Annotated in this window: 16 protein-coding genes; 5 read left to right on the forward strand and 11 right to left on the reverse strand. The window is 48.7% G+C overall.

Going from position 1 to position 14,942, the window contains the following annotated elements:
• The first annotated feature begins 121 nt into the window (after window positions 1-121).
• Window positions 122-601, forward strand: coding sequence for a peptide-methionine (S)-S-oxide reductase (locus JIG40_RS20875; protein WP_024375347.1), 480 nt, complete (start codon window positions 122-124; stop codon window positions 599-601).
• Between the two features lie 215 nt (window positions 602-816).
• On the opposite strand, the gene JIG40_RS20880 is transcribed toward JIG40_RS20875, so the two are convergent.
• Entirely contained in the window at window positions 817-1,686 is an 870-nt protein-coding gene (locus JIG40_RS20880) for a GyrI-like domain-containing protein (protein ID WP_020430936.1), read from the reverse strand.
• A 111-nt stretch (window positions 1,687-1,797) separates the two neighbouring features.
• Here JIG40_RS20880 and JIG40_RS20885 point away from each other — a divergent pair, with 111 nt between their 5' ends.
• Entirely contained in the window at window positions 1,798-2,946 is a 1,149-nt protein-coding gene (locus JIG40_RS20885) for a PLP-dependent aminotransferase family protein (protein WP_020430938.1), read from the forward strand.
• Window positions 2,947-3,022: 76 nt separating this feature from the next.
• Here JIG40_RS20885 and JIG40_RS20890 read toward each other — a convergent pair whose 3' ends face one another.
• From JIG40_RS20890 to JIG40_RS20905, 4 genes are all read right to left on the reverse strand, one after another.
• Window positions 3,023-3,436, reverse strand: coding sequence for a GNAT family N-acetyltransferase (locus tag JIG40_RS20890; RefSeq protein ID WP_055452411.1), 414 nt, complete (start codon window positions 3,434-3,436; stop codon window positions 3,023-3,025).
• A gap of 312 nt (window positions 3,437-3,748) precedes the next feature.
• Complete coding sequence (locus tag JIG40_RS20895) at window positions 3,749-4,192, reverse strand: DUF2000 domain-containing protein (protein ID WP_158129226.1); 444 nt, start codon at window positions 4,190-4,192, stop codon at window positions 3,749-3,751.
• Window positions 4,193-4,276: 84 nt separating this feature from the next.
• Window positions 4,277-4,735, reverse strand: a complete 459-nt coding sequence (locus JIG40_RS20900; protein WP_199466025.1) for a GNAT family N-acetyltransferase — start codon at window positions 4,733-4,735, stop codon at window positions 4,277-4,279.
• A 285-nt stretch (window positions 4,736-5,020) separates the two neighbouring features.
• Window positions 5,021-6,121 (reverse strand): Fic family protein, encoded by a 1,101-nt coding sequence (locus JIG40_RS20905; protein WP_199466026.1) that lies wholly within the window; start codon window positions 6,119-6,121, stop codon window positions 5,021-5,023.
• Window positions 6,122-6,352: 231 nt separating this feature from the next.
• Here JIG40_RS20905 and JIG40_RS20910 point away from each other — a divergent pair, with 231 nt between their 5' ends.
• Window positions 6,353-6,871: an RNA methyltransferase gene (locus JIG40_RS20910; protein ID WP_020328610.1), complete on the forward strand. Its 519-nt coding sequence runs from the start codon at window positions 6,353-6,355 to the stop codon at window positions 6,869-6,871.
• Between the two features lie 77 nt (window positions 6,872-6,948).
• On the opposite strand, the gene JIG40_RS20915 is transcribed toward JIG40_RS20910, so the two are convergent.
• The 4 genes from JIG40_RS20915 to JIG40_RS20930 all read right to left on the reverse strand — a co-directional run bounded on the left by JIG40_RS20915 (window position 6,949) and on the right by JIG40_RS20930 (window position 10,347).
• Complete coding sequence (locus JIG40_RS20915) at window positions 6,949-7,557, reverse strand: winged helix-turn-helix domain-containing protein (protein WP_158148722.1); 609 nt, start codon at window positions 7,555-7,557, stop codon at window positions 6,949-6,951.
• A gap of 220 nt (window positions 7,558-7,777) precedes the next feature.
• Window positions 7,778-8,887 carry an alpha/beta hydrolase gene (locus JIG40_RS20920; protein ID WP_199466027.1) on the reverse strand — a complete coding sequence of 370 codons (1,110 nt, stop codon included), beginning with the start codon at window positions 8,885-8,887 and terminating at the stop codon, window positions 7,778-7,780.
• A gap of 209 nt (window positions 8,888-9,096) precedes the next feature.
• The gene (locus JIG40_RS20925) at window positions 9,097-9,579 is read right to left on the reverse strand and encodes a cupin domain-containing protein (RefSeq protein WP_199466028.1); all 483 of its coding nucleotides are present in this window, start codon (window positions 9,577-9,579) and stop codon (window positions 9,097-9,099) included.
• Window positions 9,580-9,627: 48 nt separating this feature from the next.
• Entirely contained in the window at window positions 9,628-10,347 is a 720-nt protein-coding gene (locus JIG40_RS20930; RefSeq protein WP_100267831.1) for a carboxymuconolactone decarboxylase family protein, read from the reverse strand.
• Window positions 10,348-10,784: 437 nt separating this feature from the next.
• On the opposite strand from JIG40_RS20930, the gene JIG40_RS20935 reads away from it, so the two are divergent.
• Window positions 10,785-11,324, forward strand: coding sequence for an MFS transporter (locus JIG40_RS20935; RefSeq protein ID WP_348541347.1), 540 nt, complete (start codon window positions 10,785-10,787; stop codon window positions 11,322-11,324).
• 117 nt (window positions 11,325-11,441) lie between these two features.
• Here JIG40_RS20935 and murP read toward each other — a convergent pair whose 3' ends face one another.
• Together murP and murQ are read right to left on the reverse strand one after the other, a co-directional pair.
• Entirely contained in the window at window positions 11,442-12,899 is a 1,458-nt protein-coding gene (gene murP / locus JIG40_RS20940) for a PTS N-acetylmuramic acid transporter subunit IIBC (protein WP_199466029.1), read from the reverse strand.
• Window positions 12,900-12,926: 27 nt separating this feature from the next.
• Entirely contained in the window at window positions 12,927-13,829 is a 903-nt protein-coding gene (gene murQ, locus JIG40_RS20945) for an N-acetylmuramic acid 6-phosphate etherase (RefSeq protein ID WP_158152142.1), read from the reverse strand.
• A gap of 239 nt (window positions 13,830-14,068) precedes the next feature.
• On the opposite strand from murQ, the gene JIG40_RS20950 reads away from it, so the two are divergent.
• A complete protein-coding gene (locus tag JIG40_RS20950) occupies window positions 14,069-14,917 on the forward strand; it encodes an SIS domain-containing protein (protein ID WP_020430958.1) in 849 nt (282 codons plus the stop codon).
• Window positions 14,918-14,942: the final 25 nt, after the last annotated feature.

Below are 14,942 nucleotides of genomic sequence, written 5' to 3' on the forward strand. Positions count from 1 at the left end.
CAGATTCCCATACTGCCAAAGCCTGCGTTCAAGCAGGCTTTTTATTGTGTCTGATCGGGTTTCTCCCATCGCGTCAATTTGCTAGAGTCGCACCACATTCATGACGTTGTAGATGTGAACAATGGAAGAAATTTATTTTGCGGGCGGCTGCCTGTGGGGCGTTCAGGAATTCATGCGCCATTTGCCGGGCGTAACACACACCGAAGCCGGACGTGCCAATGGCACCACTGATACCACTCAAAGCGAATATGACGGCTACGCCGAGTGCGTCCGCACCCAATTCGATCCCGCGCAAGTCAGCGTTGAGCAGTTGATGGATTACTTGTTTGAAATCATCGACCCATACAGCATCAACAAACAAGGTATTGATGTCGGTCCTAAATACCGTACTGGTGTTTACAGCGACAATCCGGCACACCTTGAACGAGCGATAAAGTACATCTCCGAGCGCCCGGACGCCGACAAAATCGCGGTTGAAGTGTTGCCACTGACCAACTATGTCAGAAGTGACGATGAGCATCAGAATCGCCTGACACTACATCCGGATGATTACTGCCATATTCCGGTTGATTTGCTGCACAAATATCGCAATCAGGAGTAATAACAGGTTGTTAGCGGTGGGTTGCGATCAGAATCTTCTTCAATCAGCAACAATTCTGTAAGACAGCAAGGTTAATGTACAAACGCTTAAACACGAGTCTTGTTTACGCATTACTCCATTTAAGGTCCATGTCCTTTTCTTACACCACTTCTGTTAGGTACACGCCAGCCCCCTGGCGTGTTTTTTTTGCCTGTTTAACATGAATATCCGCGACGTCAGAAGAAGCTGATCGGCAAATAGAAGTCGATTTCGAACCGTTCATCCTCATTGAGGAAATGGTTCTTGTGGTAATGCACGTAAGCGGGCGTTGAACGCAGCTTATAACCGGAGTTCGGCAGCCATTTTTCAAATATCTTGCTTACCTGAGGCAGTAATTCACCGTACACGCCGCGCAGACGAAACACCGCATGCAGCCCGCCGGGTATGGTCATTTGGTTCACCACGCCGCGTACTTTCAACGGCTCATCAATTTCCAGACACGCCACGTAACGACACTTATCCAATTCTACCCATGCCGGGTTTGAATGATGCAGACCAAACAATTGTTCAAACGTGCGCCCTTCTTCTTTGGCCCACGCTTTAAGAACTAACCAGGCGCGACGAATGGAACGGTTATAGCCTTGGTGGCGCACATAGGCGGTAATCCGCTCTTTGGTTTCTACAATTTTCGGTGTCGGCAAATCAAGATTCGCGACCCGATTGTAACCGGCAGCGACTTCCGGATCTTTCAGATACGGCTTGCTATCGAGATGCTGCTCGCCATGTCGCCAGTTACCCGGGGCCATATGAAAAGTCGCTTTGAACGCTTTGGAAAATGATGACAACGAGCTGAAGCCGCACTTGTTGGCGATATCAATCACCGATGCGTTGCCATCAAACATCAGTTGGTTAGCGGCATATTCCATGCGAGTGCGGCGAATGTACTGATGAATCGATTCTCCCACAACCTGTTTAAACACTCGGTGAAAGTGCTGTTCGGAGTACGCAGCAAGGTCTGCCAGATGTTTTGCCGACAGATCGTTGGTGATGTCCTGATGGATGTAGTACAGAATGTCGTTAATACGGGAGACGTGCTGCTGATTCATTTCAGTAGATCGCATAAATGGACAAGTATTTAAGCATAAATGGACAAACAAATTTACGCAACGAGTCGTACTATTCGAAAGATAAAAAAAGCATAAATACAGGAAGCACACATGGAAATCGCCCGTTCACTGCAACAGATCAAATCCTCTTATATTCGCGAAATTTTGGCTGCAGCAAGTGACCCAAACGTCATTTCTCTCGCTGGCGGTCTGCCAGATGAAAAAACATTCCCCATCGATCTGATGCGTTCTACGCTCGCTGAACTGGCGGAAAGACCTGAAGTTTTTCAATACGGTGCAACCGCAGGTTACGCGCCACTGATCGCGTTTCTGAAACAGTACTTTGATTTACCACAGACACACGAAGTCATGGTGTGTACGGGTTCTCAGCAAGGTCTGGATTTGATTGCCCGTGCTTACATTAACCCCGGCGACAAGGTTGTGATGGAAGCTCCGAGCTACCTCGGTGCGATGCAGGTGTTTGGTTTGGTGCAGGCAGAAATTGTCACCGTAACGCAAACAGCGCAAGGTCCGGATTTGGCCGAGCTGGAAGACGTATTCCGTCACCAGAAGCCAAAAATGTTCTACGCGGTGCCGGATTTCCATAACCCAACAGGCATCAGCTGGGCATTGGAGACGCGCAAAAAAGTGGCGGAGTTGTGTGAAGTGTTTGATGTGGTGATGGTAGAAGACGTGCCTTACCGCGAACTGCGTTTTGAAGGCAGTGCTTTCCCGCTCGTTTCTGATTTCTGTCCGAACAAATCGATCGTACTGCGTTCTTTCTCGAAAATTGCATCACCAGGCCTGCGTTTAGGTGCAGTTTCTGGCCGTAGCGAATACCTGACGCCGATGATCAAAGTAAAACAAGGCGCAGATTTGCACTCCAGCGTACCGATGCAAGCTCTGTTACATGCCCTGCTGGCGCACCCTCAGTTTCCGGAGCACCTGACGCGCATTCGCGAACTGTACCAATCTCGTTACGAAGTATTGTCTAACGAACTGAATAAACAACTGCCAGAGGGCTGCGAACTCAAACCTGTTGAAGGCGGCATGTTTGTGTGGATGACGATTCCTCAATGCGACACCTTTGAACTGGCTAAACAGCTGCTGGCAAAAGGCGTAGCGGTAGTGCCGAGCCCGGTATTCTACCCGAATCCGGACAATGCCCCTTCCGCACTGCGTTTGAACTTCACCAACTCCACGCCACAAGATTTGGCTGACGCTGCAGAGCGCCTGACTTCAGTGCTGCGTTCGCTGTAATGGTTAAACGAAACGAGTAAAAAAGCCCGGTTATACCGGGCTTTTCTTTGCTTGTTGAGTATGCATGAACCTCGATTTACGCGCTCTTTGGCTTAAACTTTTTCGTCATACCGTGACTGGCCGGCGCAACCAGTTGATAGCCCAGTTTTTCGTAAAAGCCTGGTTCATCAGCAATCATCGAGACGTATGACCCTTCCAGTACCACCGAGGCGAGATAGTTGTCGATGTATTCCATGATTTCTCGTCCAAAGCCGTTTCCCTGATAGTGCGGGTCGACGGCAACATCGACAATTTCAAAATTACACGCACCATCACCCACCACGCGTCCCATGGCAATGAGCTCTTCTCCATCTCTTATTGAGATGCCGTACAAGCTGTTCGGCAATGCGATGGTGGCCGCTTGTAATGACTTAGGCGATAGGCCCGCTTTGACGCGCATATCGCAGAATTCCGCTGGGCTTGGGACTTTCTCTTCGTATTTAATGGCCATTCCTTTACTCACTCTTTGATCAATCTTGCACCCTGTTATTCGCTATCAGATACATGCTGACATTGTCACCAATGTATCTGCCATATCCTTAAGCGATAACCTGTTTTATATCTTTCTTTAAATCAATAACATAGTTACTGATTAGAAGCATCAGGTCAACGTTAATGCGAATAGCGAATTCGCCGCAGTGTTAAGCTATCGCGACCAACACGATGATGTCTGCCGGTTTGCTGCATCATGCGCATTAAATGAGTGATTCATGAGTATGAAAAAGCCCGGTGAATGCCGGACTTTATTCTTCCGATGAAATGGTTACTTAAATAAGCTGAATTTTCCCGTGAACTCTTTCAGCTCGGCGGCATCACCGAACATACAAATACCAAAGTATTCGAGATCTTGTTCTGCGGTTTCTGCGGTCGCATTCACCTGTTCCTCTGACGAACCGACAATCATGGTATGAGTAAAATCAGTAAAGGGAAGTCCACGCTGCAGCAGTTCTTCGCGCACTTTTCTAATTTTATTGGAGTTGTCCGCTTTCAATACGATGAATGGATAATGAGAAATGGACGGATGCGTGCCCCCTTCCTTATCTTGATATTGTAGAAAACAAAGGTCATCGACGTCTTCAATTTGACCGACCAGCCCCGCGGTCATGTGACCCAGCGCGTTAAACAGGCGCCCCATCTCCACTTTTTTATTCAGTACGGCGATAAATCGCTTTGAGTTTTCATCAGGCAAAGTAGAAAAATCGATCATAAACGTCCTTAATTGTTTGAAATATTGTGCTTTGTTTAAACAGTAAGCGGTGTGAACATGAAAATACTAACCGGCAGCACGATGTTAGAAGTATGCGGGTAATGGGCGTTCGTAAACCAACGGGTCAGCAGAGATACACATGCAATCTGAACCTTGTAGCCAGCTAAAACCGAGTTTTTCGTAGAATCGATAGTCGATGTCGCAATGCAAGTAAATCGCTTTCGCTTGTTGATTATTAAACAGTTCAGCTTTGACCAAATTCACTAATTCAGCGCCATAACCTTTATTGCGCTGCTCAGGAAGCGTTGCTAACGAACCGATGCCAAAGCAGCCATCTTCCAGACCAAACATGCGTGAATAAACTATCAGGGAAGCGACGATTTGCTCGCCTTGAGCCAACACATACCAGGTACCGGAACGATACTTTCCACTATCGCGGCAACCAGCCAGGTATTGTTCAAAACCAAGGCCACCAGTCCACACATCGGACCCCATTGCGTAGATGGTATCCAATTCATCAACTTTGGCTTTTCTTAGAGGCATCGTCAGTGCTTTCCTTGGTGAGTTTAAATTTGCTTTGTTAATCGTGCAGTTTCTTGGAGAGTATGTTGAACTGCACATTTAGACAAAATACCCGCGATCGCTCCTAGACTGCCATGGCCACAAGGATTGCCGGAAGCGGACTCGCCAACAAACCCATCATAAATATCTAGTTCAATAACCCACCACCCTCACTTCCTTATTGCGTTGAAGCTAAAGACTATACCGCCTTCGCCTTAATTATTAAACCAGGTGAATATTCTCCATAAATCCAAGCTAATTCAGCCCCTAGCCTGGCAGCATATATCGTGTGCTGCGGCCACCAGCGTCGGATTTAACTAAACAGCCCAGTTCCACCAGCGCTGCTAAGTGGCGGGTTGCGGTGGGTTTACTGACTTTGGCAACTTTATGATATTGGGTGGTATTGATGCCCTGTTCAAAATCTCCATCCAGCATGCGGTTCAAGACCTTAACCTGTTCTGCAGTCAGTTTGGTTTGATCCACTGTACGCCAGAAGTTGGTTTTGAATAGGGTTTGATCGATCTCTTTCAGTACGTCCGCAAAGGTTTCATTCAGCGTATTAAAAAACCAAACCAGCCAGGGCGTGATGTCTACATCGCCCTTTTGAGTCTGTTCGAGGATCTCATAGTAGCTTTTGCGGTTCGCCAGAATGCACACCGACATTGCGTAAAACCGGACTGATTGCTGCTCGGCCTGAGCGAGCGCCAAGTCGGTGAGTAAGCGCGTGATACGTCCATTACCATCATCCAGCGGGTGCAGCGTAACAAACCATAAATGGGTGATGGCCGCTCTGATCAATGGATCAAGCGAAACGTTTTGTTTGGAGCTGTTGAACCATTCTAAGAACATCGCCAGTTCGTTATCGAGCCGCTCACGATCCGGTGCTTCAAAGTGGATTGTCGGTTTATCGATACGGCCAGACACCACCTGCATTGGCGCATCACCACGCAGTTGGCCACCAATGACGGGATTAAACATGGTGTAACCTTCAGGAAAAAGCCTGTCGTGCCAGTGGAGAATACGTTCCAGAGTCAGTGGAGCCTCAAGGTTCTCAACAGCGTCTAGCATGATTTCTGCTAAACCGTCCGTCTGCTCGGTGGTTGGAAATGGTCTTTCTTCCGTCAGGCCAAGTCGGTTCGCCAGCGACGAGCGCACCGAAAACGCATTGAGCGTTTCCCCTTCGATAGCGCTGGAATGCACGATGTTCGCCAGTAAAGTATCAAGCATACTTTGCTTTTGATCCTGAGACTGACTGGTGATTTTACCCAACAGGATGCCTTGGTTAAGGCGTGTTTGCCTCACCATGGGTTCGATGGTGTTCTTATCCCACGTAAAGTGAGGCCAGTTATCCTGCTGCCAAATCCACATAATGCTACTCTTGATGCGAAAATCGTTGTTATTCAAATCACAATGTAATGCGATTAATTACAATAATCAAATCACAGATTGATTTGTTTAAGTGAGATATTCGAATCATGGCTTGGTTTGTATCGGTAAATGCACTATCCGGCCTAGCACTTCGCTCGTGTTAGAGCGATAATCCCGCCATTCGTGAGTGTTACGCTCGACTCTTAGCAATACAGAAGTAGAACAACATCAATGACAACACAGTCAACGGTCATTATTGGACTGCATAACCCGAAAAGCCCGACCAATGTGGGCGCGGTCATACGCGCAGCAGGATGCTATAACGCCACTCAGGTACGTTACAACGGCAGCCGCTACAATCGCGCAGCGAAATTTCAAACTGATACACAAAACATGCAGGAACGTATCGATTTAGTCGAAATGGACGAACTCACCGCAGGCCTTGGCAGCGACGTGGAGATCGTCTGCGTTGAGTTGGTGGTTGGTGCAACAGCGCTGCCGCATTTTGAGCATCCGGAAAACGCCATTTATCTGTTTGGTCCGGAAGATAGCTCGCTGCCGCAAGAGGTGGTCGATCAGGCTCATCATGTGGTTTACATCCCGACCCACGGCTGCATGAATCTGGCGGCCACAGTGAATGTTGTGATGTACGACCGCTTAGCGAAAACCCTGGGGGCAATAGACGACCGGGAACAAGTGATCGCCAATCGTGACAACAAGAACCGCTTAATAGTGAAAGAATTCGCTTAAACGTGAAAAGGGCCATAGGCCCTTTTTTTGTTGCGGCTTACTCTGTTTAACGTGGCGTTATCGAGCCTGCTACACGCTCACTCTAAAATGCTGCGATAAAGGTATGAGAGCATGCCTTGCGAGCCGTTGAAATCAATAAGCAAAAGCGACGTCAGTAACACCGCCATAATCGGCGTAACCAGTTGTGATAAACGGCGCTTTGAAGCCTCACACCGAGCGTTTTCATCAACGGCGTCATGTTTAGTATTGATATAACGATGACCGGATTGCGCTTCGCCATTCAACTTAACAGACTCTGCTCCCTCCTCTCGTGATGTTTCCACCAGATCGTCCAGCGGAATCTCAGAATACAGCGGATCAACCGGTGCAATGAACCGATAACCGATGCGCGACTCGGTCTTGATGTATTCGGGCTTCGTTGCCTTATCGCCCAACATTTTGCGCAGCAGTGAGATAGACTGCGTCAGGCTTGAATCATCCACTTTGCCGCCTCGTTCCGTCCATACCTGCCGGTAGATCTCTTCTCTGCTCAGCACTGAATTGGGATGGTTGACCAACAGTGAAAGTATTTGTGCTTCATTAGTGCCGATGATGATTTTCTCGTCATACGCGTCGGTTAAGCTTCTCTCTACCACATCGAACAGGAAGCGCGAGTTAATGACAACTTTTTCGTTTGGTGTTTCCATTGGGAATAGCAACCTCAACTAACCATATTTTTCATAAAGTTGTTTCAGGGTTTGATTCAACGAATCATACCATTTGAGAATTTCGCTATCTGTGTAGAATCTTGAATGACTTTATTAGAAAAATTATTGCGTTATCGTTATAAGAATTGAATCAGAATCTGAGTTCTGTTGCCAGCAGGCACCGTCGAGGCGCTCAACTGGCAACAGTGTAACCTATTTTTTATGCAAGATGCTGCTGAAAAAATGCGGTAATTTTGTCGAATGGAATGACATCCATCTGATCGTAAAGGTCAGTGTGGTTGGCACCCGGGATAATCATCAGCTCTTTCGGCTCTGCGGCCGCTTCGTATGCTGTTTCACTAAAGTAACGCGAATGCGCCTTCTCTCCGTGAATAAACAGCACCGGGCGTGGCGAAATTTCTGCGATGTACGTCAGGATGGGCATGTTCATGAACGACAATGGAGTCGTGACTGTCCATGATGCATTCGAGTTAATCGCGCGAGGATGGAAGCCACGTTCAGCCGATTTATAGTAAGCTGCGTACTCCACCACAAACTGAGGTTCACCACCTTTAAGCTCAAGAGATACCGGGCCATAAGCGGGTTCACCTTTTTCGGCATCAGCCCAACGCTGTTGGCCAAGCTGTTCTAATGCAGCGGTACGTTGCTCAAGCGTGACGCTATCGAAGTAGCCTTTAGACATCACACGTGTCATATCATACATGGTGCTGGTCACCACGGCTTTCACGCGTTTGTCGATAGCAACCGCATTGAGAGCCATACCACCCCAGCCGCAAATACCAATAACACCAATACGTTCGCGATCCACATTTGGCAACAAGCCAACAAAATCGACCGCGGCACTGAAATCTTCAGTGTTGATATCCGGTGAAGCCACATTACGAGGCTCACCACCACTTTCGCCAGTGTAAGACGGGTCAAATGCGATAGTGACGAAGCCACGTTCAGCCATCGTCTGCGCATAAAGGCCGGAAGATTGCTCTTTCACGGCACCAAACGGGCCGCTCAGGACTAGGGCTGCAAGCTTACCGCTGGCATTTTTAGGTTGGTACAAATCAGCCGCCAGAGTGATCCCGTAACGGTTCTTAAATGTCACTTTCTGATGGTCTATTTTGTCGCTCTTGGCAAATGTTTTGTCCCACTCGTCACTCAGTTTGAGTTCCGATTGCGCGATCGCTTTACTTGAAGTCATCGTACCTACTCCTAATGCAACTAAACCTGCGCCCGTTAATTTAAGTACGTCGCGGCGTGCTTCATTTGGCGCTTTTTCTGCGTTATCGGCCATAGCCGTTTCGCTGTGTGATTTCATGATCAATTTCTCCAAAAATAACATTCAGAACAACAAGGAAATGTCGCAACTGAATACCATCAAATACCGTTTTCTGACCGAGCAAGAAAAATAAACGTGACGTTTAAAGTTGGAATTTACTGGCCTTCTTGATGTTCGTATTGTCGCTTTTTATTCCGCTAATTCGGTAGCGCGATAGTCTTGACTTCTTGCCTGATATTCCAAATTTCTCATTGACCACTGAGGTACTGCTCGTTCGTGACTTTCTCTTTCCAGATGACGTTTTTTCCCTCAGCTGACGCCGTTACCACAAGATGTGTCATGGCCGCATCCGGTGTCGCTCCGTGCCAGTGGTCAATAGCGGGTGGACACCAAACGCTTTCACCAGCATGGAAATGGATGACGTTGCCGTCGCGAGTACCAGTTAAAGCCTCGCCCTGAGTGACAATCATGTGCTGACCTGCTGGATGAGAATGCCAGGCAGTTCGTGCACCAGCTTGAAAAGTCACGTACGCCGCGCTGTAATGGGCGACCTCGTTTTCCGGAAACAGCATGTCGACGTTCACGCTGCCAGTGAATAAGTTATCTGGCCCAGTGAAAGATTGCAGATCCTGCGCGCGATACACTTGTTGGCCGTCTGCGGCCTGAGCTTGGGTTAGCGTTACGCCGCTCACAGCAGCGATCAACAACATCATTGACCTTGTATTTTTCATCATGTTGACTCCTGATTTGATTGATTTTTCCGATGAGATGTCATCAGGCTATTGTTTACTCGCAAGCACCTGATCCAACACCTGCTGGGCATTGACTGAAATGGCTTCGCCACAATACGTCTTCAGTACGGAAATAAATGCCTTCAGCTCCGCCGGAGAAATGTGGTTGTTCATGCTGATGTTGAAATGGGCAGCCAGCTGGCTGTTTACACCATGGATATTGGCCAGCGCAGCAATCGTCGCCAGTTCACGTTGTTTCCAGCTCAGTACGTCACGCTGGAAAATGTCACCAAACAGGTGTGCTTTCAGGTATTCATCAACCTGAGGAGAGAAATCGAATAGCGCTCCTTTTACTTCCACTCCAATCAACTTGGTTTGGTTCTCGGTACCAAATTCAAGGCTGGATTTATCTGTGGGGAGCGGAGATGACTCTCTACCTAACACATCCTGAATACCCTGGCTTTTGCGTGCATCCAGCACGGTCATAAACGTTGCCAAGCCATTCAAACTACGTGGAAACCCAGCGTAGGCGTAGAGTTGAACCAACACCTCTTTGAGTTCGTTAATGGTTAAGCCGGCATCCAGCGCTTCGTTCAGGCTGATTTTCAGTTTTTCGCTTTCACCGCTTGCCGTAAAAGCGGCAACAGGAATGATTGCGCGATCTTTCGCGCTTAGGATTTCGGCCGACCACGCACTGGCCGCACTGAATAACGATGTCATCGCAAATATTAGCGAGAGGGATTTTAAATAGGCTTTTAACTTCAACATTCTGATTACCTTCCGTTAGTGAATGAGAACTGATTGAACGGGTTGATTTAATCTAGCGTGACTGCTTGCCTCATCCATTGCCTATAAGCTTCTATTTTTTGCCTATTCTTCCGAGTAGAAACATCCAAAGCCTCTGATGAATTCAATCCAAACAGAAAATTACATTCAGCAAAATTTGGCGGAATTTTTTATATTCCGTTGGTGGGTAGTTATTCGACGTTTATAAAAAGCAGCGAGCAAGTTCCATCAGAGAAAACGGATATAAGTAGTGAGCAAATTAAGATGCGAAAACGAATAAATATTTTCTGGCAAACTTTAAGGAGGAATGGGCAACGAGCTCACCGCATCAGACCTTTACAATAACGCTATCCGCTGAATCAGCCGTTATTCATCTCAAGGACTCTTGCGTGCAAATCACTATTAATCGATTTTCTTTTGTGAGCGCTTCACTTGCTCTGATGGTCACCTATGTGACCTCTGCAGTTCCGATTCCGTTATATGGAACCTATCAGTTGTACGACCATGTCAGTTACTGGCAGCTCTCGCTGAGCTCTGTGGTGTATTTCATTGGTGCCGTGACGGCATTAGTACTGCTCGGACGTTTGTCCAATCATTGGGGACGAAAGCCTGTGGCTCTGCTCTCACTCATGCTCGCCGCTCTATCGGTCGCGGTGTTTGTGAATGTACACAGTGCGCCGCCTTTAATTGTCGGGCGTTTGCTGCAAGGATTGTCGTGCGGGTTGGCGTCTACAGCTTTGGCTTCCTGGCTGGTCGATCACGCGCGTTCCGTGCCTAACTGGATTCCCGCTGCAGTCATCAGCTGCGGGCCAACGTCTTTGCCGTCATCTATTCCACATCCTACGCGGGTGCCGCGATACCGACGCTTATCTCTGGCCAGCTCTCTTCCCACTTCAGCTTGCTACAAATCGCGAGCGGTTATGGTTTGCTCGCTCTGTTCGGTTCGGTCATCGTATTGACCAGTCGACTGATAAAGAACCCACGGCAAACCTCTCGTGAAATACTTTAAACACAAAAAAAGCGCCTTTGATTTCTCAAAGGCGCAGCCACTTCATTCCTATAGGGGGAAGGATGAATCAGCTTAAATCGACATTCTTGATGCCAACGAAGTAAGTCGCAATAAAACCCACAACATACGAGATAAGCAGGCCAGTAACGAATACCGCCATGCCAGCAAAGATACCGCTGTTTGAGGTCATCAGTGGGATCGCAACGATACCTGACGGACCAAAGACGGTGTTCAGACCCACTGGCAACCCAAGGTAAGAAACCAGACCGATAAAGAAACCCCCGGCCGCACCGCCCACACAAGCGGTCACGAATGGTTTTACGCGAGGAAGCGTAACACCGTAAATCAGTGGCTCACCGATACCGAGAATCCCCGGAATGATGGCCCCTTTCACCTGAGTTCGCAGCACCGCATCTTTGTTGGCTTTAAAATACAGCGCGAGTGACGCTCCCACTTGTCCGGCTCCCGCCATAGCGAGAATCGGGAACAGCGAGTTAAAACCTTGCGCTTCCATCAACGCGAAGTAAACCGGTACAAACCCCTGGTGAATACCAAATACGACGGAAATCAGAAACAGACCAGCCAAAACAGCGGCACCCAGCGGGTTATCGTTGAGGTTCATGAACAACCACGACATGCCTTTAAACAGTTCGCCACCGATTGGCATGATCACCACGTAAGTGACTACGCCCATGATGAGCAGCGTGACCACAGACGTCAGAATCATATCGAGGTCATTCGGCATGTATTCACGTACTTTACGTTCTACCTGCGCACCAATGATCGCAGCCAGCAGTACACCAATGATGTTCCCGCGCGGGTCAATGGTGTAGCCGAAGAACTCACTCATCCCGGAATAGATCCCCGATGTCGCATCCGGGTTATAGCCAAGCACGAACAGAGACGCGAGTATGGCGCCGTTCACACCTGAGCCACCAAACGCCTGTTGCGCGTTGTAGCCAATCAAAATACTCAGGAACGCAAACAGGCCTTTACCAAACACTTTCATGTACGCAATCAAATCCAACATGAACTGACTTGGCGTCTGATCGACCACGTAGATTTGTTCCAGCAACGTGGCGAATCCCAGCAGCAAACCCGCAGCGATAAAGCCTGGGATCAGCGGCGTAAAAATGGTGGCGAACTTGCTCAGAAAACGTTGCACCGCGCTGGTTTGCTTATTTTTCATTTGTTTTTTCTGCGCTGCCGCCACAGAAGAGAGATCCTGAGAATCGTTGGCCTCAATAGGCTGCGCGTTTCCACTGATGATGCTTTCTATCAGTTGATTCATCAGATCCGCCGCTTGTTGGGCTTTGCCCGGACCAAGAATGATCTGAAACTGCTCATCACTTTCCACAACCCCCATGACACCGGGAATTTGTTTGAGCGTTGCCTGATCCGCCACCCCATTGTTGGCCAGAGTCAGGCGCAATCGGGTCATACAGTTGCCACATTTGTTGACGTTACCGCTCCCCCCGACTGCCGCCAGAATCTGCGATATCATTGTTTGGCTAATCTTTGCCATAACGCTCTCCTTGAGAACCTGAATACTTTATTGGTCGTTAAGTGCAGCGCGAATAAATCCATTGTGCTGCTGTAATTTGGCCGTTGCTTGTTTTGCATCAAGCCCGGATAGAATCATCAGAATCGCGGTTTTGCAGTGACGATTGCACGCGTTCAACGCCGATTCCGCTTCTTCGGCCGAAGCACCTGTCGCTTCGACGACGATGTTGGTTTGGCGTTGAATCAGCTTGGCGTTGGTCGCTTCAACATCCACCATCAAGTTGCCAAATACTTTTCCGCTGCGAATCATTGCGCCCGAAGTCAGCATGTTGAGCACCAGTTTTTGCGCCGTTCCCGCCTTCATGCGAGAAGACCCGGTCACCACTTCGGGCCCGACAACGGGCAAAATCGCTATCTTGGCCGCATCAGCCATCGGACATTCCGGGTTGCAAGCCACAGAAACCGTCATCGCGCCCACCTCATTGGCGTAGTCCAGCCCACCGAGCACATATGGCGTACGTCCGCTGGCGGCGATGCCTACCACCACATCACGTTCGGTTAGGTTGAGCGATTGAAGGTCTTGCTTGGCCAGTTCGCGGTTGTCTTCTGCATTTTCCACTGCTTTGAGAATGGCCTGATGTCCGCCAGCAATCAGGCCCACCACCAGTTCGTGCGGCGTGCCATACGTTGGAGGACATTCGCTGGCGTCAAGAATGCCCAACCGGCCAGACGTGCCAGCGCCCATGTAAATCAAACGTCCACCTTCAGCAAAAGCGCGGGTGATTGCATCCACTGCCAGCGCAATGTTCGGTAGCACCGCCTCCACCGCCAGTGCGACTTTCTGATCTTCTTGATTGATGACTTTTAACATCTCAACCGTCGATAACGTGTCTATAGCAGCGCTTGCCGGATTGCGGCTTTCGGTGACCAAACGGGTTAAATCAATTTTCATTACGACATCTCTAAACGGAATTGAACTGAGGGCGATTCTATGGAATAAAATATTCAAATTTGGTGATAAAAATCACACTTGAGGTTATTCTTTAGACGCTAAAACTCTGGAATAATGCCCAGTTAAATCGCGTTACAGTTGAAGAAATTTGGCCAAACTATCTTTGGCGTGAATAAGTTAGCGTATTTGACTTTTATTTATTGGATGGAATAATTTATTTCACATTTTGAGGTTTTTGCATGTCAGTCATCCATAAAATCGTATCGAGACGTACTCAGTTATCACACAGTGGTCGCCAGATTGGTGATTGGGTTGTTGAACACACGGCTCAGGCTGCCCAGTTAACCAGTCAGGAGTTAGCTCAAGCGGTGAATGTGAGTCAGTCAAGCATTGTGAAATTTACCCAGCGATTGGGGTTTAAGGGCTACAGCGCGTTTAAGCTGGCGTTAACTGAAGAGATTGGCCGTAAACAGGCGATGCAAAATACGCCGCTACACAGCGATATTCTGGCCGATGACCCTATCGCCGTGATCGCGCAAAAGCTGGTGAAAGCCAAAACCGACGCGATGTTTCACACCACCAACGCCTTGTCGATGGAAGCGTGTCACCAAGCCGTGCAGTGGTTAAGCGACGCGCGCCGAGTACAGATTGTGGGCATTGGCGGATCCGCACTCACCGCCAAAGATCTTAGTTATAAGTTGCTCAAACTCGGCATCACCGCATTAGCCGAACAAGACAGCCATGTCCAGATTGCAGTCGCGCGCACGCTGACCGAGCAGGATGTACAAATCGCGATTTCGTTTTCCGGCGACCGAAAAGAGATTTTGGTGGCGACCGAAGCGGCAAAAGAACAAGGGGCGAAAGTCATAGCACTCACCTCGCCCAACAAAAGCCGTCTCCGCCAGCTGGCGGACATGACGTTCGACACCATTGCCGACGAAACCGAGCACCGCAGCTCAGCTATTGCTTCGCGCAGCGCTCAGAATGTGATCACCGATTTGCTGTTCATCATTCTGGTCCAGCTACGTGATGAGAGCGCAAGAGAGATGATCAGCAGCATTTCGTCCGATATTCGGCAGATTTTGTAATGTTAGACAAAGGAGCCGGATCGAA

Origin of the sequence: Vibrio sp. bablab_jr001 (genome assembly GCF_016464285.1) — a bacterium.
GTDB classification, from domain to species: Bacteria; Pseudomonadota; Gammaproteobacteria; order Enterobacterales; family Vibrionaceae; genus Vibrio; species Vibrio fluvialis.